Source organism: Streptomyces sp. NPDC050388, from assembly GCF_040655635.1.
GTDB lineage: Bacteria > Actinomycetota > Actinomycetes > Streptomycetales > Streptomycetaceae > Streptomyces.
In genome coordinates this window covers 35,279-60,512 of the sequence record NZ_JBFAKH010000006.1, presented here as the reverse complement: position 1 = coordinate 60,512, position 25,234 = coordinate 35,279, and the positions used below count along the sequence as shown (strand labels likewise).

Annotated in this window: 22 protein-coding genes and 1 pseudogene; 5 read left to right on the top strand and 18 right to left on the bottom strand. The window is 70.3% G+C overall.

Annotated features, from left to right (window positions below):
- Positions 1-8 precede the first annotated feature (8 nt).
- From AB0I73_RS04975 to AB0I73_RS04915, 13 genes and pseudogenes are all read right to left on the bottom strand, one after another.
- Positions 9-1,046 carry an AAA family ATPase gene (locus AB0I73_RS04975; RefSeq protein WP_363034021.1) on the bottom strand — a complete coding sequence of 346 codons (1,038 nt, stop codon included), beginning with the start codon at positions 1,044-1,046 and terminating at the stop codon, positions 9-11.
- 49 nt (positions 1,047-1,095) lie between these two features.
- Positions 1,096-3,294, bottom strand: a complete 2,199-nt coding sequence (locus tag AB0I73_RS04970; protein ID WP_363033839.1) for a hypothetical protein — start codon at positions 3,292-3,294, stop codon at positions 1,096-1,098.
- 3 nt (positions 3,295-3,297) lie between these two features.
- The gene (locus AB0I73_RS04965; protein WP_363033837.1) at positions 3,298-3,702 is read right to left on the bottom strand and encodes a CU044_2847 family protein; all 405 of its coding nucleotides are present in this window, start codon (positions 3,700-3,702) and stop codon (positions 3,298-3,300) included.
- 168 nt (positions 3,703-3,870) lie between these two features.
- Positions 3,871-4,141: pseudogene (locus AB0I73_RS04960) on the bottom strand (isochorismatase family protein); the annotation flags it as partial.
- A gap of 697 nt (positions 4,142-4,838) precedes the next feature.
- Positions 4,839-5,969 (bottom strand): hypothetical protein, encoded by a 1,131-nt coding sequence (locus AB0I73_RS04955; RefSeq protein WP_363033835.1) that lies wholly within the window; start codon positions 5,967-5,969, stop codon positions 4,839-4,841.
- Position 5,970: 1 nt separating this feature from the next.
- Positions 5,971-6,606 (bottom strand): DUF4365 domain-containing protein, encoded by a 636-nt coding sequence (locus AB0I73_RS04950; RefSeq protein ID WP_363033833.1) that lies wholly within the window; start codon positions 6,604-6,606, stop codon positions 5,971-5,973.
- A gap of 68 nt (positions 6,607-6,674) precedes the next feature.
- Positions 6,675-7,718: a serine hydrolase domain-containing protein gene (locus tag AB0I73_RS04945; RefSeq protein WP_363033831.1), complete on the bottom strand. Its 1,044-nt coding sequence runs from the start codon at positions 7,716-7,718 to the stop codon at positions 6,675-6,677.
- 94 nt (positions 7,719-7,812) lie between these two features.
- Positions 7,813-8,928: a glycosyltransferase family 4 protein gene (locus AB0I73_RS04940; protein WP_363033829.1), complete on the bottom strand. Its 1,116-nt coding sequence runs from the start codon at positions 8,926-8,928 to the stop codon at positions 7,813-7,815.
- On the bottom strand, positions 8,925-9,461 hold the full coding sequence (locus AB0I73_RS04935) for a deoxycytidine triphosphate deaminase (protein WP_363033827.1): 537 nt from the start codon (positions 9,459-9,461) through the stop codon (positions 8,925-8,927). The genes AB0I73_RS04940 and AB0I73_RS04935 overlap by 4 nt, the downstream gene beginning before the upstream one ends.
- Positions 9,458-9,997, bottom strand: a complete 540-nt coding sequence (dcd, locus tag AB0I73_RS04930; RefSeq protein WP_363033825.1) for a dCTP deaminase — start codon at positions 9,995-9,997, stop codon at positions 9,458-9,460. Before dcd ends, AB0I73_RS04935 begins: the two co-directional genes overlap by 4 nt.
- A complete protein-coding gene (locus AB0I73_RS04925; RefSeq protein ID WP_363033823.1) occupies positions 9,994-11,229 on the bottom strand; it encodes a bifunctional metallophosphatase/5'-nucleotidase in 1,236 nt (411 codons plus the stop codon). The genes dcd and AB0I73_RS04925 overlap by 4 nt, the downstream gene beginning before the upstream one ends.
- Positions 11,226-12,542, bottom strand: a complete 1,317-nt coding sequence (locus tag AB0I73_RS04920) for a UDP-N-acetylglucosamine 1-carboxyvinyltransferase (protein WP_363033821.1) — start codon at positions 12,540-12,542, stop codon at positions 11,226-11,228. The genes AB0I73_RS04925 and AB0I73_RS04920 overlap by 4 nt, the downstream gene beginning before the upstream one ends.
- On the bottom strand, positions 12,542-12,982 hold the full coding sequence (locus AB0I73_RS04915) for an ATP-binding protein (protein ID WP_363033819.1): 441 nt from the start codon (positions 12,980-12,982) through the stop codon (positions 12,542-12,544). The genes AB0I73_RS04920 and AB0I73_RS04915 overlap by 1 nt, the downstream gene beginning before the upstream one ends.
- 176 nt (positions 12,983-13,158) lie before the next feature.
- Between AB0I73_RS04915 and AB0I73_RS04910 the strand changes: the two genes are divergently transcribed.
- Both AB0I73_RS04910 and AB0I73_RS04905 read left to right on the top strand, forming a co-directional pair.
- On the top strand, positions 13,159-14,430 hold the full coding sequence (locus tag AB0I73_RS04910; RefSeq protein ID WP_363033817.1) for a helix-turn-helix transcriptional regulator: 1,272 nt from the start codon (positions 13,159-13,161) through the stop codon (positions 14,428-14,430).
- Positions 14,427-14,972, top strand: coding sequence for a flavoprotein (locus tag AB0I73_RS04905; protein WP_363033815.1), 546 nt, complete (start codon positions 14,427-14,429; stop codon positions 14,970-14,972). Before AB0I73_RS04910 ends, AB0I73_RS04905 begins: the two co-directional genes overlap by 4 nt.
- On the opposite strand, the gene AB0I73_RS04900 is transcribed toward AB0I73_RS04905, so the two are convergent.
- The 4 genes from AB0I73_RS04900 to AB0I73_RS04885 all read right to left on the bottom strand — a co-directional run bounded on the left by AB0I73_RS04900 (position 14,973) and on the right by AB0I73_RS04885 (position 19,764).
- Positions 14,973-16,691: a mobilization protein gene (locus AB0I73_RS04900; RefSeq protein WP_363033813.1), complete on the bottom strand. Its 1,719-nt coding sequence runs from the start codon at positions 16,689-16,691 to the stop codon at positions 14,973-14,975.
- Positions 16,688-17,206, bottom strand: coding sequence for a plasmid mobilization relaxosome protein MobC (mobC, locus tag AB0I73_RS04895; RefSeq protein WP_363033811.1), 519 nt, complete (start codon positions 17,204-17,206; stop codon positions 16,688-16,690). Before mobC ends, AB0I73_RS04900 begins: the two co-directional genes overlap by 4 nt.
- Positions 17,207-17,525: 319 nt before the next feature.
- Entirely contained in the window at positions 17,526-18,791 is a 1,266-nt protein-coding gene (locus tag AB0I73_RS04890) for a DUF3631 domain-containing protein (RefSeq protein WP_363033809.1), read from the bottom strand.
- A 736-nt stretch (positions 18,792-19,527) separates the two neighbouring features.
- Positions 19,528-19,764 carry a helix-turn-helix domain-containing protein gene (locus AB0I73_RS04885; RefSeq protein ID WP_363033807.1) on the bottom strand — a complete coding sequence of 79 codons (237 nt, stop codon included), beginning with the start codon at positions 19,762-19,764 and terminating at the stop codon, positions 19,528-19,530.
- A 709-nt stretch (positions 19,765-20,473) separates the two neighbouring features.
- Here AB0I73_RS04885 and AB0I73_RS04880 point away from each other — a divergent pair.
- Positions 20,474-21,808 carry a site-specific integrase gene (locus AB0I73_RS04880; RefSeq protein WP_363034019.1) on the top strand — a complete coding sequence of 445 codons (1,335 nt, stop codon included), beginning with the start codon at positions 20,474-20,476 and terminating at the stop codon, positions 21,806-21,808.
- Positions 21,809-21,875: 67 nt separating this feature from the next.
- Here AB0I73_RS04880 and AB0I73_RS04875 read toward each other — a convergent pair whose 3' ends face one another.
- On the bottom strand, positions 21,876-22,490 hold the full coding sequence (locus AB0I73_RS04875) for a hypothetical protein (protein ID WP_363033805.1): 615 nt from the start codon (positions 22,488-22,490) through the stop codon (positions 21,876-21,878).
- A gap of 504 nt (positions 22,491-22,994) precedes the next feature.
- Between AB0I73_RS04875 and hemL the strand changes: the two genes are divergently transcribed.
- Entirely contained in the window at positions 22,995-24,311 is a 1,317-nt protein-coding gene (gene hemL / locus AB0I73_RS04870; protein WP_363033804.1) for a glutamate-1-semialdehyde 2,1-aminomutase, read from the top strand.
- A gap of 38 nt (positions 24,312-24,349) precedes the next feature.
- Positions 24,350-24,997 carry a histidine phosphatase family protein gene (locus tag AB0I73_RS04865; protein WP_363034017.1) on the top strand — a complete coding sequence of 216 codons (648 nt, stop codon included), beginning with the start codon at positions 24,350-24,352 and terminating at the stop codon, positions 24,995-24,997.
- Positions 24,998-25,234: the final 237 nt, after the last annotated feature.

Here is a 25,234-nt window from a genome sequence, read left to right as displayed (position 1 = left end):
GAGCCCGGTCACAGGGTGCGCGCGAGCCGGTGCAGGACGGCGTCCAGCAGTCCGTCCGCGTCGAGTTCGACGCCGCCACGCCGGAGGAACACGGCGTTGAGGAGCTGGTCCGTCGCGAGCTCACCGCGCGCCCTGCGGGCGAGGAAGGCACGCATCAGGTCGTCGATCTCGGGCGTGCCGTGGGCTTCGGAGCCGTCTTTCGGGTCGAGGTGGGCGGAGATGATGGCGCGCAGTCGGTTTTCGTCCGGTTCCGGGAGGTCGAGGCGGACGCAGCGGCGCAGGAAGGCCGGCGGGAAGTCCCGTTCGCCGTTGCTGGTGATGATGACGACGGGGAACTCTGAGCAGCGGACGCGGCCACGGACGACCTCGGTCCACTCGCCGGAGTCGGCGGTCATCACGCGTACCGAGGACTGTTCCTCAGGGAGCCGGGCGAGCTCGGGGATCTCGAACTCGCCTTCCTCGAAGACGTTCAGGAGGTCGTTCGGCAGGTCGACGTCGCCCTTGTCGAGTTCGTCAACGAGGAGGACGCGCGGCGACTCCGATGTCACCAGGGCGGTGCCGAGCGGGCCGAGCCGCAAGTACGAGCCGATGCCCGGGTCCTGCAGCGTGGAGACGTCACCGCCGTGGGGTTCACGGCTCATGTTGGTCTCGCGGAGCCTGCCGATGGCGTCGTAGCGGTACAGCGCGTCCTGGAGTGTGGTGCGGCTGTTGACCGGCCAGTGCAGGACGGGACCGAGGGACAGCTCGTGGGCCACGGCGTACGCCAGGGACGACTTGCCCGTCCCGGGGTGTCCGGTGACGAGGAGCGGCCGGCGGAGCAGCAGTGCGGCGTTGACGACGTCCGCTTCCTGAGGGCCGATCAGATAGGGCCGGTTGCGGTGGGAGGTGTTCGTCTCCCCGTCCGCGTCGCCGCCGAACCGCCGCCAGGGCGGGGCCTCGGGGAAGGTGATGGTCTTGGCGCGGCCGTCGCCCTTGAACAGCCGCCAGTCGGCGTCCTGCCCGTCGTCGACCGTGTCCTGCTGCCCGTGGGGTTCGTGGGCCGTCATCGGGTGTCCGTCCTTCTCCATGGTGCGGGGGTTCGGTGGGTGTGGTGCGTCATGACGGGTCGGCCAGCCGCAGCGGTCCTGGCAGCGCCAGTTCGCCTTCCTCCCAGATGAGAGCCGGTCGCGCCGCCCCGTCCGAGGCGGCGTCCTGCGACATTCGGAACTCCTGAAGTCGTCGAGGGAGCTTGTCGAGGGGGCCAGTGGGGTCGAGGGCGTCCATCCGGGGCGCGTCCTCGTGCGACCCGGCGTCTCGGTCCCACAGCACGACGGGCACTCCCATGGCCAGGCACACGTGGAGGAGCTGCTGCCGTCGCTCCGGCGGCCCGTGGAGGACGACCCGCGCGGTGTCGCGGTGGGGCTCGTCCAGGAGTTTGTGCAGGCTCATGATGTCGTGGCACGACTCGTCGACAACGAGTGTCCCGTCGCCCCCGACCGCCCAGCGTCTGCGCATCTCGCTCGCCGCCGTGGGGACGCTGCCGGTCAAGTCGGGGCAGCGCAGCGTGACCTGGTAGCGACCTCCCAGCGGCGTGCTCAGTTCGGCGAGGTCGGGGAAGAGGTCCCCCAGTACGCTGCCCACGTCCCACTCGTCGACGGGGATGTCCAGTCCGTCGGCCTTCACCACTACGTCGACGCGCGTCGGAGCGTGGCCGCTCGCTGCCTCGCTGCCGTCCGCCGTCTGACGTATCAGCCGCCCGATCTCCCCCGGCTCCAGGGAGTCTTCCGGGGTGGCCACCGCCGTGCGCCCGCCGTCCTTGTGGCCGAGCCAGATCTCGCACAGGAAGCGGTCCGGATCGGCTGCTCCCGCCCGGTCGAGCCGCACGATGATCTGCGTGACGGGCGCGGGGACGCGGGCGGCCCAGGCCTCGGCGTCCGCGCGGCGTTCCGCGAGCGCGGCGACGCTGATGCCCAGGCGTCCGGCGACACGTTCGCACCAGGCGCGTAACCACCACCGTCGGTCCGGGTCGGCGACGGCGGCAGCCACGAACTCCGCGAGCCGGAGCAGCGCGGGGACGGGCAGGGAGCCGGTCGTGGCGCCGCGCCCGTCCGGGTACTCCTCCAGCGCCCGTACGACGGCGTCGAGGTCCTCCACCGCCAGGCGGGAAGAGCGCTTCAGCGCTTCCGGGAGCTCCAGGAGCCGCAGGGCCTCCTGTGCCGCGCGCGGGATCAGCTCCGGCTCGTCCACGGCGACCCTGAGCAGGGCGGTGTGCAGCTGCTCGTGTTCGGTGACGGAGAGCAGCCTGGCGGCGGGCTCGACGCGGCCGAGCGCCAGCAGGCCGTTCAGCGTTGTGCGGTCGCCGCCGTGGCCGCCGACCACGGGAGCCAGCGACTCCGTCAGGGTGGCCAGTGCCCGTTCCTCGGTGAGCAGCAGCGTGGCCAGCTCGTCCAGGGTGGGCGCCGACTGCTCGTCAGCCAAGGGTGCCTCCAGGCCGAGGCCGGCGGCGAGGTGCCTGCAGTGGTCGGCACGGCGCGCCGTGTCGTCCAGCAGGGCCCGCAGCAGCGGGACCATCTGGCGTACGGAGTCCTCGGCCGGTCCCATACAGGCGAGGTGATCCGGTGCGACAACCTGGCATCCGGCGAGGATGTCGTGTGCGCCCGCGCGGGTCAGGCGCTCCCGTACCGTCTGCCAGGGCACGGCCCAGCTACGCCGGACGGTCTCCTGCGCCCGCAAGGGATCCTGGCCGGACATCACCTGGGCGATGACGAGTCCGGCGACGGTGCGGTCGGACTTCACCCGCAGGGGGCCGCCGCTGTAGCCGGGTCCGATGGCGGCGCCAGCCAGGGAGCCGTCGAGGTAGCAGCCGGGGCCGTCCCGGAAGCCGGCCACGGCGTCGGCGTAGGTGATGCCGACACCGCCGCCGTGCCAGGCGCGGAGTTCCAGCCCCTCGGTCATGTCCCGCCAGACCACGGGGGTGGCCCACTCGGGGGCCGTCTCCTTCAGCTCGAGCACCGCCAGATCGCCGTCCCACACGACGTCGCCCGACCGTGGCTCGGGCGCCACCCAGACCGACAGCCGGGCCCAGCCGTACCGAGAGGTCCTGCCGGAGCCGTGGAAGGCAATTCTCAAAAACTTCTCGCCGGTGGGGCGTTCGGCGCAGAGCAGATCCCGCCCCACCGCGTCGTTGACGACGTGTGCGCAGGTCAGCAGGTGGTTCGGCGAGAGCAGCGCGGCTGCTCCGGCCGCCTTTTTGTCGCCCTCGCGCAGCAGCGCGGCGTAGGAGACCGGCGCTGCCGGCCGCCTGAACCAGCCCATCGGCTACGCCGGGGAGGCGTCGCCGGTGCCCTGGTTCTGCCAGGTGGCGCTGACGGTCATGGTCGCCTGGCCGTTGGCGCCGACGATCCCGAGCTTGAGGTCTTGGCCGATCTGGATACCGAACTCGACCGTCAGCTCCTGGGGCGGGTGCGCGGTGGCGGTGACCGCGGTGTGGACCTCTTCGAGCAGCGGGCCGAGCGGCCGCAGAGCGGACTGGAGCACGTCCTGGGCGAGCACGGCGGCCCCTCGACCGCGGGCGACCGGGATGACGGCGCCGAAGCCTTCCGGTAGGTCGGCGGCGTCTGCGGAGGGGGCGGCGGGCGCGAGTGCGGAGACCGGTTCTCCGACGCCGGCGAGTTCCACGCGGATCGCGGCACCGGCGAGTTCGACTTCGATGTGGTCGGGCATGCGCCACATTGTGCCCGAGCGGCGCGGCCGCACCGAACTTCCCCCGGAATCCGTCCACAGCCCGTCAGAACGAGGGCCTACGGACGTATATGACGGTCTCCGTCAAGGCGTCGGAACCGGCTGTTCCTCTTTCTGGACGTACCAGTTCAGCGGCGGCTCCTGGGCGAGGACGGCGCCGATGGTGACGGCGGGGAGGAACTCTGGGTGGAAGTCGGAGCCGCGCGCCGGCCACGCAGTGCTTTGGCCAGGAGGTCTTGCGGTCGGGAGTCTCGGAGAAAGGGTCCCCGGGGTCGATGTGGTGGTCGCGGGTGGCCACGACGACGTGCTGGTACCCGGCCTCCGCGGCGCGTCCGACCAGGTCGCGCACCTTTACGGCGATTTCGGCTCCACCTGCCACAGCGACACTGCCGCCCTCGCAGAAGTCGTTCTGCACGTCCACCCGAGAAACGCCTAGGGCATCGCTACCGCCTTGGGCAGCTCCTCCCTTTCCCGCAGCATTTCTTGTACAGGGGGTCGACAATACCGACGGCCCCGACGAGAGGGGCACTGCCAGCGGATGGCTACCGGCTGTCGGGCACAACTACTCCAGGGAGATGCGGAAGAGGTTGCCGGAACGGGTAGGCGTCCGCAGGTCGGTCCGGCTGGTAGGTCATGCGTACAGTGCTCTCGGTTTTCCCTACTGCGTTGCGTCGCAGGTCATGCAGCGGCTCACGGCCGCTCGCTCGGTGTTGCCCTGCGTGGCATGTAGCGGGTGGGAAGGTGCGAGACGGCGCCATGCCCCCGGTGAGGGGGTGAGCACCCATCCGTAGAGGGGTGGTCGAATGTCGGCCGGATCGATGTGCCCGCAGCCGGGGAGGTGGGCCTTGCCGCTGGCGTGGATGATGATCGCAGCCGTCGGCCACTCGCCCCATTCGCTGCCGGGCGCGCCGCTGCGGGGTGTGCGCGGAGCGCAGTCCGCACAATTGTGCATTTCGTGGCGTTCGCAGTACTGCATTGTCCTCTTCCCGTGAGGTCCGGCAAGCAGCCTACTTGTCTCGATATCGGCGCCAGGCCAGATCCTGGGCCTGACCGTCGACATGACGGCTCGCCCGGGAGGGCACTGATCGGGCACGTCTCGCGTCAGCGGGGGCGAGTAGCTACCGCCCCAGGGACGGATCCGGTCCGAAGTCGGCGACCTGCATGGTGGCTGATCCTCCGGGCGGGCTGTTGAGTACCCCGCGGACGCGCACGGGGATGCCGGAGTCATGGCAGCGGACTGCTTCGTGGTAGCCGGCGTCGGGTAGGTCCATCCACACCGTGCGGCTGCGTCGCTGGATGAGGGCTTGGACGCCCACCCTGCCTGTCTCGTCGTCTGGATGCCGGTTCAGGTGAGTGACCAGGCCGAAGATCACGTTTTCGCGGCTGTATACACTCGTTTTCAGCTGGTTTGACACTCGCTCCACGATGGCGATGGCATCGTGGTTGAACTCCACCTCGCGTGGTGTGCCGGGGGGAGCTGCAGCCACGCGGGACCAGTTGAAGGTGACGTCTAGGGTGTCTACCGCGTCGCTGTTCACGACCTTGGACAGGGCTTGGCACAGCTCGTACGAGACGCCTTCTCCGATGGAGTCCGAGATCTCGCTGGGAGTAGGCACCCGCTCGGCACCGGCCATTTCCTCCAGAACGCCCAGGGCACGTGACATGGTCGCGGTGACGCGTCGATCGAAGAGGGTCTCCTCGACCTCGATGTCGATCTGCTCCTGTCCCCGCTCGTACACGTCCAGTGGCGACCGAGCCTGGCTGATGATGGGCACGATGTAGGAGCCCTTGCGGGTCTGCCCGAGGCGGACATCGCGGGCCTGCTCCCGAGCGCGGGTGGGGAAATTTCGAAAGTGTCCCTGGCGGCGGATGGTGGCCGCGGCCGATGCCACGCGGAGGCGCTTGGCGGACTGGAACAGCTCGAATCCGGCGTCCAGGGGAATCGATCCGTCGCGGATGGTGGGGTGGGAGGCCCTGAGGTCCGTGACGTCGTGGAACACGGACGCGATGGCGGCCTGCACGGTCCGTGTGTCCTCCGCGCTGACACGCGCCAAATCTTCGACGAGCATGCGTGCGCGCTTGCCGAAGTCCGGTGCTCCTTGCTTCATGGGGACGAGCACGACTTCCTCGGTCGGTCCCGGCAGACGCCAGAGCTCGGCCACGTCGCTGCCGGACACTGTGGACCAGCCTGTGACCTTGAGATAGCTCCGGATCTCGTCGGGTCCGAAGGGAAGCGTGTCGGTAGCCATGTCAGTGCACCCCCGCGCTGCCGGACAGGAGAATGCTGCGTGCCATGTCGAACATGCCGCGCATGGATTTCACGGAGAGTTGTCGCTCCTCCGGGAGACTGATCGCGGTCGTGGCACGGCTGGCCACCGAGTCGCGGCCGTGCAAGCAGGCCCAGTATCCGTGGCAGGCGAGCACGACGGAAGCGGAGTGCTGGGTGACCCAGAGTTCGAGGTTGGGCGGGACCACCAAGAGCACCAAGTGCCCAGGCGCTGAGCGTTCCGTGCTGCGCAGCTTGTCGTAGGTCTCGATATCCAGGTCGAAGCTGTACCCGCCTCGGATGACGCGAGGGCTCTGGGTGCACTTGAGCTGAAAGTCGACCATCAAACCGCGATCCCGGAGCGTGACGTCCACACCGTCCTTGTCGACGTTCCACTCGCCCACGGTGTAACCGCCTTGGGAAGCGAGAGCGTGTACGTACGCGCGACTGATCTGTTCCTTCTGCCAGCTTGTCGCTTCGCCTGCCACGCGCCCTCCTCCTCGCCGCTTGATCGCGAGAATAGGCGTGGGCGAAGCATGTGGGAACAGGGCCTCAACGCCTTGATATTCGGCAGGAGTCGTCGACGCTTTCTTTGCGCCAGGCGTGTCGAGCAGAGCCACGGGTCCTCGTCCTTGAAGCCGTTCGTGGTCAGTGGCATTGGCGTTCTGCTCTGGGCCGCATGGATAGGTCAGGCGAACGCCTCCTGGCGGAAGGCGTTGCGGATGTCGGTCAGCGGCTGGCGGTCGCGGGTGTAGTAGAGCTTGTTGGTTAGCAGCACTGCCCACCGGTCCTGGGTGGGGGAGACCCACATGCCGGTGCCGGTGAAGCCGTAGTGGACCCAGACGTCCTCCTCGTCGGTGGTGCCGGGGGCCGGGTGCCAGAACAGGCCGCGCTCGGGCTGGAGCCCACCGGTCTGCACGGTGAGGGAGTAGGTGCACCACTCGGCGCCGAAGCCGGCCTCGCCGGGGGCTGTGGTGTGGTCAAGCATGTAGCGCAGGAAGGCGGTCAGGTCGTTGAGGACGGTGAAGGTGCCGGCGATGCCGCAGACTCCGCCGAGGAGCCGGGCGGAGAAGTCGTGGGCGGTGCCCTTGAGGTGGGTGCCGGTGTCCTGGTCCAGTTCGGTGGGGGCGCATCGGGGCGCAATGTCGGCGGGCAGTGGACCGAAGCGGGTGGAGTCCATGCCCAGCGGGTGCCAGGTCCTCGTCTCGCAGAGCTGGTCGAGAGGTCGGCCGGACAGGTGTTCGGCAAGGTAGCCGAGGATGAGGGCGGCCCGGTCGGTGTACTCGACGGCCTCGCCTGGTGGCCGGTGGAGTTGCTCGTGCAGGACGCCTCGGCGGATGTCGTCCTGGTCGGTGCCGTAGAGGTTCTTCAGCTGGGCGCGCAGGGGAAGGCCGGCTGTGTGCGTCAGCAGCTGCCGGGCGGTCACGGCGCCGAGCGGATGGCCGGTGACCTCGGGCCAGAAGTCGCCGAGTGGCTGGTCGAGGTCGAGGGCGCCGTCTTCCCACAGAGCGCCGATGGACGACCACACGGCCAGGATCTTGGTAAGGCTGGCGGCGTCGAAAACGGTGTCGGAGCGCATCGGCACATCTGGCTCATCGGGGTCAAGGACGCCGGTGGCGCCTCGGACACGGATGCCGGTGGCGTCACCGACGGCCCATACGGCTCCGGGGTACACCTTGTCGCGGACGCCCTCGCTCAACAGGGCTTCGATGCGGTCGCTGTCGTACGTCATGGTCTCCCTCTTCGCCGGGGCATCCCGCCGGTCAGCGTAGTGACGTTCACGGGGCGGGCCGGGCAGCGACGTGGCGGGCTGCCAGGAAGGCAGTTCAGGTGAGTTGGCGGCCCAGGTCGGTCAGAGACCGTGCGGTCGCCGAGAGTGGATAGCGTGCCGCGTTCGCGTAGCCCGCCTGTCGTAGGGAGGACAACAGGCCGGGGACGGTGCACAGTCGGTCGAGGTCACGGGCCAGGGCGGAAGAGTGGGTGAAGTCGGTGGCGACGCCGGAGGCGGCGAGGGCCTCGCTGAGCCCGGATACGGGTTGGTAAAGGACCGGCAGTCCACAGGCTTGAGCCTCCAAGGCGACCAGACCCATGGCCTCCAGCGTGGTGGACGGCATGACCAGTACGTCGTGTTCGGCGAATGCCTTCCACAGTTGCGGGCGGCGGAGCCAGCCGAGATAGCGGGCCCTCACGCCGGCCCGTTGCAGGAGCGGGGCCATGGAGTGGAACTGGGCTCTGGGCGCGGCGACGCTCAGCTCGACACCTGGTACAGGGGCCAGATTTTTGATCAAAAACCCGACGCCCTTCTCGGCAGTCAGGCGTCCCGCGTACAGCAGACGTAGGTGGCTGCTGGAGGTGCAGGTGGGCCGGGTCGGCGGGGCACTGAGCAGGTGATCGGGGATCCCCCAGGGGATGTGAGTGATCTTGCGCCGGTCGATCTGAGGGGCGAGCTTGAGGAGGTGGTCGGCCATCGCTCCTGTGGGCACGACGATCGCATCGGCCGCCCCCGCGGTCTCGCGCAGGACCTGGAGCTGGTCGCGGTGGGCCTCGGCGAAGATCAGGTCCGTGCCGTGGACCAGGGCGATGCGGGGGTGCAGGGGCAGGGCCCGGATCAGGGCGGGGGTGGCGCCGAAAGCGAGGTGCTGGAGATGCAGGACCCCGATCTGGGCTGGGTCGATCGCTGCGGCGAGAGCCCTTCGCAACGCTGCGACGTAGCGGCCGAAAGCCGGGCCCTCCAGGCATTTTCCGGCAACGGGCAGCAGGTCGAGTCCGGCGGGGACGCGGTGCGTGGGGCTGGACCGACCCAGCATGAACGCGCGGGCAGGGATGAGCGGGCGGTCGCCGGTGTAGAGGTCGAGGAAGAGTTCGACGCTGCCGCCGGGGCTTCCAACGGGCAGGTCGAGGAAGGTGGCTGCAAGCGGCCCGCCGGCCGAACGGGGGCTCACAGGACTCCTCCATGGATCTCTTCGTAGAGGCGGGAGATGCCGATGCCGTCCGTGGCCGCGTACTTGGCGGGCTGCTGCTGGTAGCTGGCCGGAGCGCCGACGGCGGTGAGGAACACGAGCTTGCCGAAGGTCATCCCCGGGTAGACGTGCACGGGTCGGGCGGCGCGGATTTCCAGGGTCCAGCGGATGGCGTGGCCCTGGTGGCCGAGCGGGGCCGAGACGTGGACCCAGATGCCGAGGGCGCCGATGGTGCGGTCGCCGTTGAGCATCTGGGCATACGTCTCCGAGCCGGTCCTCTCCAATGTGACGCCGAGGTAGAGCATCCCGGGTTGCAACAGCAGGCCGGTGGTGGGAATGGACTGCTCGGTGAAGGCGGTGGGGGTGGCGGCGTCGAGGTCGCCGTCGCAGATGCGGATCGTGTCGCCGAGGCGCCAGTCGTAGGCGTTCGGGGAGAGGCGGGCGGGATCGTACGGATCGATGGTGATCTCGCCGGCCTGGACGGCGGCGGCGATGCCGGGTCCCGTGAGGATCACGAAGCCACCGCCCGAAGTCCGGCGACGTCGCGCCAGTAGGCCGATGGCTGCGGGCCCGTGGCAGCCTGGTATTTGCCGCGGTAGAGGTCGATGGCGCCGGTGGAGACGAAGAACATGATCTGCCCGATCTTCATGCCCGCGTACACCCGCAGCGGGCGGGTCGGGGTGAGCATGAGGGTCCACTGGCCGTGGAAGCCGATGTCGCCGATGGGGGCGGTGATCTCGACGAACAGGCCGAGTCGCCCGACGGAGGAGCGGCCGAAGAGCAGCGGGACGAAGATGTCGGAGCCGACCTCCTCGAGGGTGTGGCCGAGGTAGAGCTCGTCGGGCTGGAGGACATGTCCGTCTGGACCGATGGTGGTTTCGCGGGTGGGGTTGGGGCGGTGGGCGTCCAGGACCTCGCTCGTGTAGGTGATCAGGGTGGGGCCGAGGCGGATGTTGTAGCTGTTGGGGTTTACCTGGTCGGCGGTGAAGGGGGCGATGCGGAGGCGGCCGTCGTGGGCGGCTGCCTCGATCTCGGGGCCGGTGAGGATCACTGCTTGTCTCCATCCGCGGTGACGGGAGCGGTGAGGACGTGCTGGAGGACCTGGTCCAGGCGCAGGCCGGCTTCGTAGGTGCGTCCGCCGAAGTGGTTGTCGGCGAGGTAGCCGGTGGTCAGAACGGTGGTGACGGCGTCCGGCAGGGGATCGGGGGAAGTGACGAGGGGGCCGTCCTGGGCGGTCAGACGGGCGAGCAGACCACGAAGGTCGCGGCGATCCGGTTCCGGAAGGTGGGCGTGGACCAGCTGGTTGGCGAACGGCTCGATGGAGAGCAGGTCGCCCAGGGTGAGGGTGTCGCCGAGTGGGACGGTGCGCAGTGCGGTCTCGTTGAGGATGACCGCGTCTACGCCGAGTGCTGTGCGCAAGCGGGCGGTGAGGTCGAGGAGCAGGCCGCGCCGGTCGAGGGGCTGGTGGTGGTAGGTCGTTCGGACCTGTCCGAGCACCTCGTGCAGTTGCTTCCTGACTTCGCCGATACGGGTTGTCACGTCTGCGAGTTCGGTGGGTACGGAGCCTGGGGTGCGGTCCGGGAAGCGGGTGGTGCTGGCGCCCCAGCCTGCGCCGACAGGCGTGGCGATCGCGTAGCCGTCGGCGAGTTCGCGGCCCTTGACGACAAGGGTGTCCCCCACGCGGAGGGGGCCGTATCGGTTGCTGTGGCAGTGCCCGGCGAAGATCACGTCGAGGAACAGGCAGGCCGCCGCCAGTTCGAGGTCCTCCTCGAATCCGGAATGGCTGAGCAGCACCCAGCCGTCCACCTCGTGGTGGTGGGCGAGCATCAGCTCGCGCAGGGATTGAACGGGATCGGTGACGCGGTGGCCGACTCGCTGCATCGCGGGGATCGAGTGGAAAGCCTGCTGTCCGATCACGGCCGTTACACCGATGCGCCGGTCACCGATTTCGGCGATGTGCAGGCGGCGGAAGAGAGCGTCGCCGGTCTCGGCGTCGACTGCGTTGGCACAGACGGTGACCCGGTGGAGCTCGGGTTCGAAGTGGTGGGGCCAGCCGTGGTTGCCGGGGGCCAGCACGTCGTACAGCTTGAGCAGGATCTCGCGTTCGATCGCGCCGTAGGCGAGGCGGTAGTAGCCGGAGCCTTCGAAGAAGTCGCCGCAGTCCACGACGAGAGAGGTGGGGCGGAGGCCGTGGAGGTGGGTCAGGAAGGGCGCGGCGTTGTCCAGGGTGGAGTGGACGTCGGTGGTGGCCACGATCTGGCGCAGGGCGCGGATGCCGGTCATGGGGTGACCTCGCAGACGTCGGCGCCCAGGGCGTGGAGCTTGCCGGGCAGGTCTGCGTGTCCGCGGCGGAGCTGGTCGAGGCCGCCAAGGGTGGTCACGCCCTGGGCGGTGAGGCCGGCGACCATGAGAGCGGATCCGGTGCGGATGTCGGTGGCCTCCACACCCGTCCCGGTCAGTTGCTGGGGGCCGGTCAGGCGGCACTCTGTGGGGGAGATCTCCTCGATGACCGCGCCAAGGCGGGCCAGCTGGGACAGCAGATTGCCGTGGCGGCCGGGGTTGATGGCGTCGGCGAACAGGTGGGTGCCGGGCAGGCCGAGGGCCAGTGCCATGAGCGGCGGTTCGAAGTCGGCGTCCAGGCCGCCGGGGCTGAGCGAGGCGATGGCCCGTAGGGGGCGGCTGGCCACGGGGCCGTCCTGGGCGTTCACGGTGAGAGTGTTCGCTTCGCTGCCGACGGAGATTCCCAGTTGACGCAGGGCGGCCACGAGGGGGCCGAGGCCGTCGGCACGCGCGCCTTCGATGCGCGCACTTCCGCCACTGACGGCGACCGCGCAGGCCAGCGTCCCTGCCTCCACCTTGTCTCCCGGCACCGCCCATGCGGCGTCGCTCGGTGCCGAGGATGGCGGCGAGAGGGTGAGCAGGCGTTCGCCGACCCAGGTCTCCCAGCCCGCCGTATGGAGGGCGTCCAGCACGCACAGCACTTCCGGTGAGAGATTGGGCTCGCCCAGCCGAAGAGACCGCCCGGTGGTGACGGCCCGGAGCATGGCGGCCAGAGTCGCCCCGCGCGAGCGGAACGGCAGGGCCAGGGAGGCGGTGCCGGTGCGGGACGCGGTGGCCTCGACGCGGTATCCGGTGTCGTCCACGACGCTCCGGTCGCCGAACGCCTCGTACACCCTGAAGTGCAGATCCATCCCGCGCGCGCCGATCCGGCAGCCTCCCGGCCACGGCAGCCGGGCTTCGCCGTACCGGGCGAGCAGGGCGGGCACCAGGTAGTACGAGGCGCGGATACGGGCGGCCTGCGGCAGGTCGGGGTGCGTGTGCCGGCTCTCGGTCGGCAGGATCACCGCAGTGGCCGGCTTCCCGACGGGCTGTGCGACGTGCCAGCCCGACTGCTGCAGCAGCGCGAGCATGGTCTGGACGTCCGTGTTGGCCGGGATGTTGCTCAGCCTCACCGGACAACCGAGGGTGGCCGCGGCAGCCAGCAGCGGGAGGGCGGCGTTCTTGGAGCCGTCGACGGTCACGCTGCCGGTGAGCGGTGCGCCGGGGCGTACGGCGATCACCTCGGCGGCCACGCCGGGGGCGCGAGTGGTCGTCATCAGCAACTCCTCTGGGAAAGAAGGGAGAAGGCGATCTGCTGGTCCGGGCTGGTGGGCAGGTCGATCTCGGCCCAGCAGCGCTTGCCGATCGCCGTCGGTTCGGCGCCGTACCGGTCTGTGAGGACGGCGACGAGGAACAGGCCCCGGCCGCTCTCGCTGTACGGATCCGGGAGACCTGGCTGGGGCATCTCCGGGCAGGCGTCGCAGACCTCGATCCGCAATGCGTCCTCGTCGAGGCGGACACACAGGGAGACCGGGTCGGCGGCGGCGTGCCGGACCGCATTGGTGACGAACTCGCTGATCACGAGCTCGGCGGTGTGCACCACACCGGTGCTGAGTCCCGCGTCCCAGCCCCCTATCGCGTCCACGGCCTGATGCCGGGCGGCGGTGACCGCGGTCGGCGTGGCGGGTACGGAGAGAGTGAACCGGTGCGCTGTCACGAGCTGCCTCCTGGATCGGTGTGGCTGCTCTACGCAACCGCTCCGGAGGCAGTCGGGACTACGCCGTGTGCCGGGGCTGCATCGCTTATGCAAGAGCTGCATCACGGTCAATCGCCGCTCGGCTACGCTCGGTTGGGCAGGCAGGATCGGCGACGGCAGAAGGGGCCGTGGCACAGATGGCCGAGGTACAGAGTGAAGCGAGACGGATCGGCGAAGTGATCCGTCAGGCCCGCGTGTTACAGCGGCGCTCGCAGAAGGACGTTGCCGCCGCACTGGGTTACCACCAGTCGAAGGTGAGCCGCCTGGAGAGCGGCAGAGGCACGGAGGACGTGCGCGTGCTGCGCGAGATCGCGCAGGTACTGGAGATTCCGCCGCAACGTCTCGGCCTCGCCGCCGCCCCCGACGCCAGCCCCGCCGACCTTGGAACCGAGGACATGCACCGCCGTACCTTCCTTGCCGCGAGCGTCGCCGCGCTCGCGGCTCCACCGACGCCGGCCGCAGCGCACCACAACCTGATCCAGGTCCTGCTGCCGGGCACGAGCCCCGCCGCTACCGGTCAAGCCCTGGGCATCGACGAGCTGCGGGAGCGGACACGATCCGTACGCCGGATGTTCTGCACGTGCGACTACGCGGAGCTGGAGCAGACCCTGCCGGACTTGATCACCGACCTGCGCCAGGCCGCTGGCGGCTCATCCGGCTCGGCGGAGGCGTCCGGGTTGCTCGCGACCGCCTACCAGACATCGGTGAGCCTGTTGCTGAAGCGAGCCGACCAGGGCAATGCCTGGCTCGCGGCCGGTCGGGCCATGGCCGAGGCGGAGCGGTCCGGGGACCCTGTCGTTCTCGCCGCCAGCGTTCGCGTTCACGCCCATGTGCTCGTGCGGGAGAAGCACACCGCCCAGGCCGTGAACATGGTGCGCCACACGGCCGACCAGCTCACCGGCTCCTACGACCAGCGCTCGCCCCGGTACCTGGCAGCGGTCGGTCTGCTGTTGCTCCGCGGGGCGACCGCCGCCAGCCGAAACGGCGACCGCGACACCACCCAGGACTTCCTCACCGAGGCCAAGGAAGTAGCCCGCTACGTCGCCTTCGACCGGCCGGACGCCTGGGCGAACTTCAGCCCCACCAACGTCGCCCTGCACGAGGTCAGCGCGGCCGTCTCCTTCGGCGACGCCGGCATCGCCCTGCACACCGCGCGCCCGCTCATGCGGCGGCACATTCCCGTCCCCGAGCGCCGGGCCGCGCTGTGGGTGGAGGCTGCCCGCGCCTACAGTCAGCAGGGCAGACTCGCCGATGGCTACCAGGCCCTGCGCATCGCCGAGAGCTGCGCGGCACAGGACGTTCGCCGCCCGGCCGTACGCGAACTGGTCGCCGACATGGCAGCCCGCGACCGCCGCCGGGCACTGCCCGAACTGCACCACTTCAGCCGCCAACTGGGAGTGCCCGCGTGAGTGATCAGCACGACAAGCCGTTCCTCCAGATCGTGGTCTGCGCGGCCGGTGTCGCCGCCGACGTCGGTCGACTGATCACCGCGGCACAGGAGCGGCACTGGGACGTCGGCGTCATCGCCACCCCCCAAGGACTCGACTTCCTGGACGCGGAGGCGGTCGAGGCCCAGACCGGCCGCCCCATCCGCTCGGCCTGGCGATCACCGGGCGAACCCCGCTCGACTCGACCCGCGGATGCGATCGCGGTCGCCCCGGCCACCTTCAACACGGTCAACAAGTGGGCCGCCGGGATCTCCGACAACCTCGCGCTGGGCATCCTGTGCGAAGCGCCCGCTATGGGCGTCCCGGTCGCCGTGCTGCCGTACCTGAACTCCGCCCAGGCCGCGCACCCCGCGTACCGCCAGAGCCTGGACCGGTTGCGCGAGATGGGCGTCCTGATCGGCTCGTACGAGCCTCACCGGCCGAAGGCCGGCGGCGGGGCCGACCGCTACCGCTGGGAGGAAGTGCTGGAGCTGCTTGCCCCCAGGCTGTCCGCGCGGTCGTGATCAGCGCCGCCGTGCTTGCGGCGGTGACGGGGGCGAGACGGTGGCTGCCGCGTGGGCCGGAGCGCTGGGGCGCTGTGGTGCCCCGTCAGGCCGTGCTGCGCTGCGGACCTGTGCTGCGCGGGCTCGTGCACTGGGCACCGGCCTTGCGCTGAGGCGCCGCATACGCCAGGCCAAGGTCCTTGCCGGGGAGCGGGCGTCATCCAGGGCACGCTGGTCGGCGGCCTGCCGGAGGAGCTGTTCCGGGTCGTGGCCTGCTGCTTCGGCCTCAGCGAGGACGGTGATGAGCGCGTCGAAGTCCGGGTCTTCGGTGATCTGCTGGGCCTGGTCCGGTACGGCCTGACGCACGTAGCGGACGTGCCGGTCCACGGCCTGCTGGGGCGGTCGGCGCTGGGCGAGGACCGCCAGGGGAACAGCTGCAGCTTGGTCGTAGGCGGCCTGTAGGTGGAACAGAGTCCGGTGGGCGGCGGCGACCTGCTGGTCGTGGTGGCGGAGCTGGTGCCAGCGGGCGGCGGCGATGACGACGAGGATCGCGGCATCGAGGAACATCGCCAGAGCCGTTCCGTCCCTGGGCGCGGGCTCGCGGAGCATCGCCCGTACGGCGCCGCGCAGGGCGTGGGCGTGGTGGTGTTCGGCCCGGATACGGGAGCGGGTGGCACGCTCGAACGCGGAGGCCGCCTCGCGGAGCTGGGCGCGGATGGCTGCGGCGGCGAGGAGGGGCAGGGCGTCGAGGGCTTCACCGAAGGCGGCAAGGTGGGCCTGGGAGGCTCGGTCGTCGCTTCCGATGAGGTGCTGGGGGATGCGTTCGGCGGCGGCGGTGGCCTGGTGCCAAGGGTTGGGCCTGCGCCTGCCCGGCTGGCTGGTCGGCTGCGGGCCGACGGCCTCCAGGCGTGCTCGGATCTTGGGGAAGGACAGGTCCGGCGCGAGTTCGGAGCCGGAGAACCAGACGGGTTCCTTGCCGGCGGTGGTGGTGTCTTCGCTGGCGACCTTGTAGCCGCGCACGTCGCCGGAGGGAAAGTGCACGACTTCGACCAGCACGCCGTCGAGGTGGCTGAGCAGGCGGACGAACTCCTCCATGTTGGAGGCGGCGGCCACTGCGGTGCGGACGATGGCGCGCAGGCGTTCACGCGCCGGCTTGTCCTGGCCTTGGCGGCGGGCCTTCTCCTGTTCGGCGCGGGTGGGGCGCTTGGCGGCGGTGCGGTCTCCGCGGACGACCTGGAAGAGGCCGTATTCCTTCTCGATGGTGGCGAGTTCGCGGTCGGCGGTGAGGTAGTCGTTCCAGTGGCGAGCGGTGCGCAGGTCACCGCGGACCTTGGTGGCGGCGATGTGGATGTGGTCGGGCGCGTGGCGGACGGCGACCCAGCGGCAGCCGTCGGGGTCATCCTGTGGCGCGATGCCGGTGGCGGCCACAACGCGGCGGGCTATGTCGGCCCACTCCTCATCACTGAGGTGGCGGTCGGTTGTGGCGGCGCGGAGGGAGCAGTGCCACACGTGCCGCTCGGGCGCTCGGCCGAGTCGGCGGGCTTGCTTGACACGGAGGTCGAGGTCGGCCACCAGGAGCCTCTTTGTGGCGGTGAAGTCGTCGGTGCGGCCGGGGTCGGGGGCGAAGCCGTCCCAGGAGGCGACGAGGTGGGGGTCGGTGTGGTCTTTGGCCTTCGTGGTGTCGAACAGGTAGCGGATCAGGCCCGCAGTGTCCTTGCCGCTGCTGATCTTGGCGATCACAAGGCTGCCTTCTTGGTGACGGTCTGGTTCGCGGCTGCCGCAATCGCGCTGATGGCAGCGCGGACCGCGCCCAGGGTGCGTTCGGTCTGGTCCAGGGTGGCGGTGTCCCCAGGATGTGGATGGCCGCCGGAGTTGAGCTTCCGGGCGATCTGATTGGCGTTGTTGCCGATCTTGGCGACCTGCTCACGCAGGGCGGTCAGCTCGTCGATGTAGTCGTCCAGCGGGGTGCGCTGGCCTGGCAGGGCGAGGTCGCCGTGGATGTGGGCCATGACGACGGCGCCCACGTAGTGGGCGCCGGCGATGTTGAGTGACCGGGCCCTGGCGAGGATGGCGGTCTTCTCTTCGACGCTGTAGCGCACGTCGACGCGTTCCTTGCGCTGGGTGTTTTTGCGCTTGCGGCGACGGGCGATGCGGTGCAGGGCGGCGGCTTCGGCGGCGCGCGGCAGGACGACGGTCGCGGCCTCGGCGAGCTGTTCATCCTCGGGCGCCCCCTGGCGCCCGAGGATCTCCGCCACCCCCGGGGCGGAGTCCCCGTTGGACCGACCCTTGGACGGTCCAACGGCATACCTTGCTGCTGCTCGGTGGGCGGGCCCGAGGAACTCCCCGCGGGGGCGGAAGGGGGCGTCGTCTGCGGGGTCATCGTGCATAGTCGTGCTCCAGTGGTGTGTGGGCAGGGCTTCGTCACGTCCGTCGCATCCGTCCCGTGGCTGGTCAGGACAGGTACGGACCGGCACGCAGGTACGGATCGATCCGTTGCGGCGCGGAAGTCCGTCCCCGCGCTGACCTGCGCGGGGACGGATGGGACGGACTGAGACGGTCCCAGAGGGAGGCGGGTCAGCGGGCGTGCTTGGGGCCGGTGGCACCGGGTAGGCCGATGGGCAGCACCCCGGCCGGAGGAGTGGGCGGTTTGCCCCGGGCCGGACGTGCGGGCATGAACTCGTGCCCACCTGCGTGGGCCGGCTGCGCGGGAGTGGTGGTGGGGTCGGGGCAGTAGCGGGCCCAGGCGTCGAGGAACTGGTTGCGGGCGTACGCCTTGGCCTGACGGCCCTGTTCGAAGCGGTAGTTGGCCGGACGGATACCGAAGTCCCTGAGCAGTGCCGACAAGTGGTAGGCGTTCAGCCCCTTGGCGCCGTAGTCCGGCCATGGGGACTCGGCGTCCGTCAGCAGCGCGGCGAGCAGGTCCTGCGAGCGCAGGGCCTCCTTGTTGCCCTCCTGTTCGAAGATGCGGCGGATGTCGCGCAGCAGTCGCGTCTTCAGGGTCGTCTGCTCGTCCTGGACGGCTTCGTGCCGGGTCATCGCCAGGCAGGCGGTACGGGCGCTGGTGGGCCAGTGGCCGCCGGCCAGGTCGGCGACGATGACCAGCGGCTCCCAGGTGTCCGCGGCCCGGTCCTCGACCGGCATCGCCGGCACCAGAGCGGCAGCCGTGCCACGCAGCGGGGTCAGCCATGCGGCCAGCCGGTCGCGCAGTGCGTTCAGTTCGGGCACGGAGTACCGCGAGCGGAACGGGGTGATCCGCTCGCCGGGCTTGCGCTTCTGCATGCGGAGCACGACCGCCCGGTCCATGATCGTGTCGGGCAGGTCACCGATCCCGGCCAGCGCGGCCATGGCGAAGGTGGGAAACGCGGTCGGCTTGTGCTCCGGCCCGGAGATCCGCCAGGCGGGCCGGTTGCGCTGGTGCCCGGCGTTCAGCAGGCCGCGCAGGTCTTCCTTCTCGCCCGCCTTGGGGCCGAAGATGGTGTCGGCCTCGTCGACCAGCAGCGTCGGCGGGTTCTTGCCGATGACGCGGAAGACCACCGCGGGGGAGGTGTTCACCGTCATCATCGGCTGGTGCACCGTCTCATGGAGCACGTCCAGGACGCGGGACTTGCCGCACCCCTTCGTCGGACCGACCACCGCCAGACGCGGCGCGTGCTGCAGGGCGGGCTGGATGTGGGAGGCCGCCACCCACAGCGTGACCGCGGTCAGCGCCTCCTCGCTCGGCAGCACCACGTACCGGCCGATCGTCGCCCGCACCTCGTCCAGCAACACGGCTCCGTCCTCCGCCGCCCCGCTGCCGGCGCTTCCATGGTCCCCGGCCCTCGAACCGTCGTCCGGGACCACGGTCCCGTCCTCCGCCTGCCCGGTCCCGGTCCCCGCGGTCCCTCGGGGGCCACGGTCCCCTGCCGTACGGTCCCCCCGGGCGATGCCCGCATCCTGGGAACCGGCCCCCACGTCGGGGACCAGGTGGCCGGGACCGGGCTCTTGGTCCCGCTCCGGGGACGGGACCGGTCTGCCCGGACCGGCACGATCCCCAGCCTGCGGTCCGGTCCCCACGCCGCCGGCCTGCATCTCTCCTACACCGACGGATATCCGGTCTCCGGCCCGTGCCCGGTCGTGGGACGGGACCGCGCCCTCCGGCGGCCACGGAGCAACATCATGGTGCGGTCGGTCCCCGGTCCCCGTATGAGAGGACCGGTCCCCGGGGGTCGGTCCCAAGGGACGGGCCCCACTGTGGGGACCGTCTTCGGATTCGACGCGGGGGCCGTCCCCGGTCCCCTGACGTGGGGACCGTGACTCGGCCCGGTCCCCATTGCGACGGTCCCCGTTGCGCGGGGCCGTCCCCTGCCCGGGGACTGCTACGGGCGGCCAGACGACCTTGGGCCCGGCCTCCGCGCCGGCGGACGCACTCGCGGCGTCCGAGGACGTAGGGTCCTCCATAGACGTTCCTCTCTGGTGAGGGACAGGACGGGCAAGGTCCCGCCCCTCACCGGTTCGTTCGTTCAGGTATGGGCGATGCGTAGGGGAATCTCCGGCCCTCGGCGTTGGCGCGCCGGGGGTCGCTCTGTCCCCCCGTGAGTCATGCCGTGAGGTCGTACGAGGTCTGCCGGTCGAGCCAGGCGTCGACCTCGTGCCAGCGGTAGCGCAGGTGGCGGCCGACCTTGTGCACGTTGGGGCCGATGCCCCGGTACTTCCACTGGTAGAGCGTCTTCACCGGTACCCCGAGGTACTCGGCGACTTCCGCCGGGGTGGCCAGGGGGCCGCGTCGGGAGGCGTCGGCGGCGGTGTGGGCAGGACGGGGGGAAAGGCTCGGCATAGGGCTCCATTTTCGGTTTCGGAAAACAGCGTGGACGACACAGCCACACCCCGGGAGAAGAAGTCCAGAGTTGGTTCTAGAACTCTCCAGCAGTTCCCATTGGGTGGCCGGGGAGCCATAACCGTAAGGGTGAATCGCCGGTCAACCAAAAAGTTAGTGCCGGTGTGATGGGCGGCTCGTAATCGCAGGTGGTGGCCCCTCATCGGATGCTGCTGCAAGCTACACTGCGCTCGCTTTCCGCATCGCGCCAAAAACGCAGTGAGGCTTTCGGGCGTCTTGCGTCGGGTAACCTCCGGACCAATTCGCGACCCGGCGGGCGGAGACTTCTATAGAGTTCGTGAACCAACTCTTGCCATGGCAGTCGATTTCGAGCTACAGCTACCTGTCATGGCAACTCGACCTCTTGAAATAGGCCCAGCCGGCCTCCACGCCTCCCGCGCCATCGAACACATACGACTGGCGCTCGGCCTCACCCAGCATCAACTGGCCGCCCGTTGCACCGCGATGGGACGCCCAAGGACCAACACCGCACTCAGCCGTACCGAACGCGCCCATCGTCGCTGCGACATCGACGACCTCGTCGTGATCGCCGCAGCCCTCGGTGTTCCTCCGACGGCTCTGTTGCCACTTGGGGCCCGCACCGACGCCCATCCTCGCCACGTCGGCGCAGATGCCCGCGGCCGAGCTCAGGAGGCCCTTCTTGGCTGACGTGTACGACCGCTGGCACAAGTCCCACCCCAAGCCGGACGAGACCCAGTGCGGCGAGCACAAGAGCCGCACCCGGCGAATGGTGCCGACATCGGATCATGGGATCGGCAAGCGCTGGCAGGTCCGGTATCGCGACCTGGACGGCCACCAGCGCAAGGAGAACTTCCACACGAGGGCCGAAGCCGACAAGCGGGCGGCCGAGGTCGACGTCGAGATCCGGAGCGGCAGTTACGTCGTCCCCGCCGAGACGAAGCAGACGCTCGACGCCTACGCCCGGAAGTGGCTCGACTCGAACTCGGTGGGCCCGACCACGGCCCTTCGCTACGAGGCCACCGTCCGCAACCACATCGTCGCCCACCTCGGCCGGCGCGAGCTGCGGTCCTTGAACAAGCCCTCGACCATTCAGGGCTGGATCCGCATGCTTCAGGACGGTGGCTTCGAGGTGTCGACGATCGAGGGCATCTTCGACATCCTCTCCAGCATCCTCGGCATGGCCGTGGAGGACGGGCTGCTGCCGAAGAACCCGTGCAAGTCGAAGTCGGTCAAGCTGCCGACCGCGACCAAGAAGAAGATCGTCCCCTGGTCCCTGGAGCGCGTACGCGCCGTCATCGCCGGACTGCCCAAACGCTTCCAGGCCGGCGGCCGGCTCGCCTTCGGCTGCGGTCTGCGCCAGGGCGAGGTCTTCGGCTTCGCCGTCGAGGACATCGACTTCAAGGGCGGATGGATCCACGTCAACCGGCAAGTGCGGCTCGTCGGCACGAAGCCCGTCTTCGCCCTGCCCAAGGGCAACAAGATCCGGTCAGTGCCGCTGCCGGCTCAGCTGGCGGCTGCCCTCAAGGCCCACATGAAGGAATTCCCACCGGTCGAGGTCACCCTGCCCTGGGCCAAACCGGACGGCGAGTCGACGACCGTACGCCTCCTCTTCGTCGACGAGAAGGACCGGGCCTACAACCGCAGCGTCTTCAACATGGGCGCCTGGAAGCTCGCCCTGGCCGCCGCCGGCGTGATTCCTCCCCGTGAGCGCGGGGCGAGGTACCTCCAGGCGGCCCCGGACGACGGCATGCATGCCCTCCGGCACGCGTACGCCTCTGTCCTCCTGGACGCGGGGGAGAGCATCAAGGCGCTCTCCGAGTACCTCGGCCACTCGGATCCCGGCTTCACGCTCCGGACGTACACGCACCTTCTGCCGTCCAGCGAGACCCGCACCCGCAAGGCGATCGACGACGCCTTCACCGAAGCCGAAGAAGCCGAGGACGACGGCGCTCCGCCCGCCGTCCAGGGCACACCAGCACCACCAGCGAAACCAATGTGCCCTCAATGTGCCCTGGCCGCCTGACGGCCCCTCTCCGGCGCTGAAAAGGGCGAGGCCCGAAGACCTCGCCCACTACCAGTGAAACCCCAGGTCAGGGCCACACCAGGCAGTACGCCTGGTGCCCCGCCTCGTGCAGCCGGTGGCTGAAGTCCTGCCACTCGTGCAGCAGCCGGTAGACGTTGAAGGCGTCGTTGGGGCCGCCGCGGTCGGGGACCGTGGACCAGATGAAGGCGGCCGCGCCCACCGCCTCCTCGCCTATGCCGCGGAGCGGGTCGACGACCGTCATGGGGAGTTTCACGACCGCGTAGTCGGGGTGCAGGACGACCAGTTCCAGGGGCGGCACCCTGTGCAGGGGGACGCCTTCGATGCCGGTGAGGACCATGGCGGCCATCGTCTCCGGCTTGATCTTGGTGAACATGCCACCCATGCCGAGCTCGTCGCCGCCGAGTTCCTCGGGGCGCATCGAGATCGGGACGCGGGCGGCGGTGGCACCGTCCGGCGCGCCGAAATACTTGTAGGTCACCCCCACTCGCCCACCATTCCTGCTCCCCGCGCTCGACGGGTCGATCGACTCGGCCTCGCCCGGAGCACCGTGTGCCCGACGGGCCTTGTCCACCTCTTCCGCCTCGCGCCGGTGCCTTCCCCGCCGGGAACGTCGAGGACCGAGGTCGTCAGTCCCCTCGCCCAGTCCGCCACCGCGATGCATATCTCCACCCGACTGCTTTTCTAGGCCGCGTGGCGCCGCCGCGCAACCCGATCATCGTGTCAGTGACCTCCCCCACGGCCGCCCGCCGAAACGTGCGGTGTTGCATCTGCCCGCGGGACCCTCCCAGCGTCCGGCCGCTCCGGGCCGGGTGAGCTGTGTCTACTCGGACGCCAGTTTCGCAGATCACGGGCGATCCGGGACCGGATGTCCCCGCAGGTGGCTGGATACCCGAGCCCGTGACCGGCCGTGTGGAGCGACCGTATGAAACAGGCGTACGAAATGGTTGTACGAACGGGCGAGGCGGATGACTCAGCCGACGGGTCCGCCGACGGCCCGGCCGGCCACTCGGCCGGTGGTAGCCCCGACCTTCCCGGACCCGCCCGGACCCGCCCGGACCCGCTCCATGCCCCGGCCTCCGGCCCCCCGTCCCCGCCTGGCCTACCCTGAACAGGTCACTCGCACCCCGAGTCCGAGATGTCGGAGAGGTCGGAGAAGTCGCAGGTCATGAGCGAACTGCCATACCCATACGAAGCCCAAGCCTCGCAGGCGCTGTTCGACCGTGCCGCGGCCGTCACCCCCGGTGGCGTGAATTCGCCGGTGCGTGCCTTCCGTGCCGTCGGCGGCACGCCCCGGTTCATGGTGTCCGGCACCGGCCCGTACCTGACCGACGCCGACGGACGGGAGTACGTCGACCTGGTCTGCTCCTGGGGGCCGATGATCCTCGGGCACGCGCACCCCGAGGTGGTCGCCGCCGTGCAGGAGGCCGTCACGCGCGGGACCTCCTTCGGCACACCCGGTGAGGGCGAGGTCGCGCTCGCCGAGGAGATGGTCGCCCGGGTCGAGCCGCTGGAGCAGGTCCGGCTGGTGTCCAGCGGCACCGAGGCCACCATGTCGGCGATCCGGCTCGCCCGCGGCTTCACGCAGCGCGCCAAGGTGATCAAGTTCGCCGGGTGCTACCACGGCCACGTCGACGCGCTGCTGGCCGCGGCGGGGTCGGGTCTGGCCACGTTCGCGCTGCCGGACACCCCCGGTGTCACGGGGGCCCAGGCCGGCGACACGATCGTCCTGCCGTACAACGACCTCGACGCCGTGCACGCCGCCTTCGCCGCGCACCCCGGCGAGATCGCCTGTGTGATCACCGAGGCGTCCCCGGGCAACATGGGCGTCGTACCGCCGCTGCCCGGATTCAACCAGGGGCTCAAGGACGCCTGCGCCGCGAACGGCGCGCTGTACATCTCCGACGAGGTGATGACCGGGTTCCGCACCAGCCGCGCCGGGTGGTACGGCGTCGACGGTGTGCGGCCCGACCTGATGACCTTCGGCAAGGTGATGGGCGGCGGCTTCCCGGCCGCGGCCTTCGGCGGGCGGGCCGACGTCATGGCGCACCTCGCCCCCGCCGGGCCCGTCTACCAGGCCGGCACCCTCTCCGGCAACCCCGTCGCCACCGCCGCCGGGCTCGCCCAGCTCCGGCTGCTCGACGACGCCGCCTACGCCAAGGTCGACGCCGTCTCCGCGCGGATCCAGTCCCTCGTCACCGAGGCGCTGACCAAGGAGGGCGTGGCGCACACGCTGCAGAACGCCTCCAACATGTTCTCCGTGTTCTTCACCGACCGGCCGGTGCGCACCTACGAGGACGCCAAGGCGCAGGAGTCCTTCCGCTACACCGCCTTCTTCCACTCCCTCCTCGCGAACGGCGTCCACCTGCCGCCCTCGTCCTTCGAGGCCTGGTTCGTGTCCACCGCGCACGACGACCGGGCCGTCCAGCGGATCGCCGACGCCCTCCCGGCGGCGGCCCGAGCGGCGGCGGAGGCGACGGCGTGAGCACCGGGGGCAAGAACGACCTCACCGTCGTCCACCTGATGCGGCACGGCGAGGTCGCCAACCCGGACGGCGTCCTCTACGGCCGGCTTCCCGGCTACCAGCTCTCCGAGCTGGGCCGGCGGATGGCCGAGCGGGTCGGCGAGCACCTCGCCTCCCGGGACGTCGTCCATGTCGGCGCCTCCCCGCTGGAGCGGGCGCAGGAGACGGCCCAGCCGATCGCCAAGGCGCACGGCCTGGACATCGCCACCGACGAGCGGCTGATCGAGGCCGAGAACGTCTTCCAGGGCAAGACCTTCGGCGTCGGCGACGGCGCGCTGCGCCGGCCCGAGAACTGGAAGCACCTCGTCAACCCGTTCAAGCCGTCCTGGGGCGAGCCGTACATCGAGCAGGTCGTCCGCATGATGGGCGCGCTGGACGCGGCCAAGGACGCGGCGCGCGGTCACGAGGCGGTGCTGGTCAGCCATCAGCTGCCGATCTGGATCGTGCGGTCCTACGTCGAGAAGCGGCGGCTGTGGCACGACCCGCGCAAGCGGGAGTGCACGCTCGCCTCGCTGACCACCTTCACCTACCGGGGGGACAGGATCGTCTCCGTCGGCTACAGCGAGCCGGCCCGCGATCTCGTCCCCGCCCATCTCCTCGCCGGCGCCAAGCCGGTGAAGGGGAAGGGGAAGGCCTTCGGGGCCTAGGGCCTGTCCGGCGGATCGGGTCGCAGGAAATCGGCGGTGCCTTGTCAGCGCGGGTGAGCGGGGTCTGGTGCGTGCAGCTGCAAGGCGGAGGAGGGAGCCATGGCGGAGCCATGGCGACCGACGACAACGCCGCTGGGGGTCCCCCCTGCTCGAAGAGCTTGGGGGAGGGCGTGCCGGTCCCGCGTCTGCGGCAGGATCCGCCGGACAGGCCCCAGCAGGCGGGCGCCCGGCGGCCGC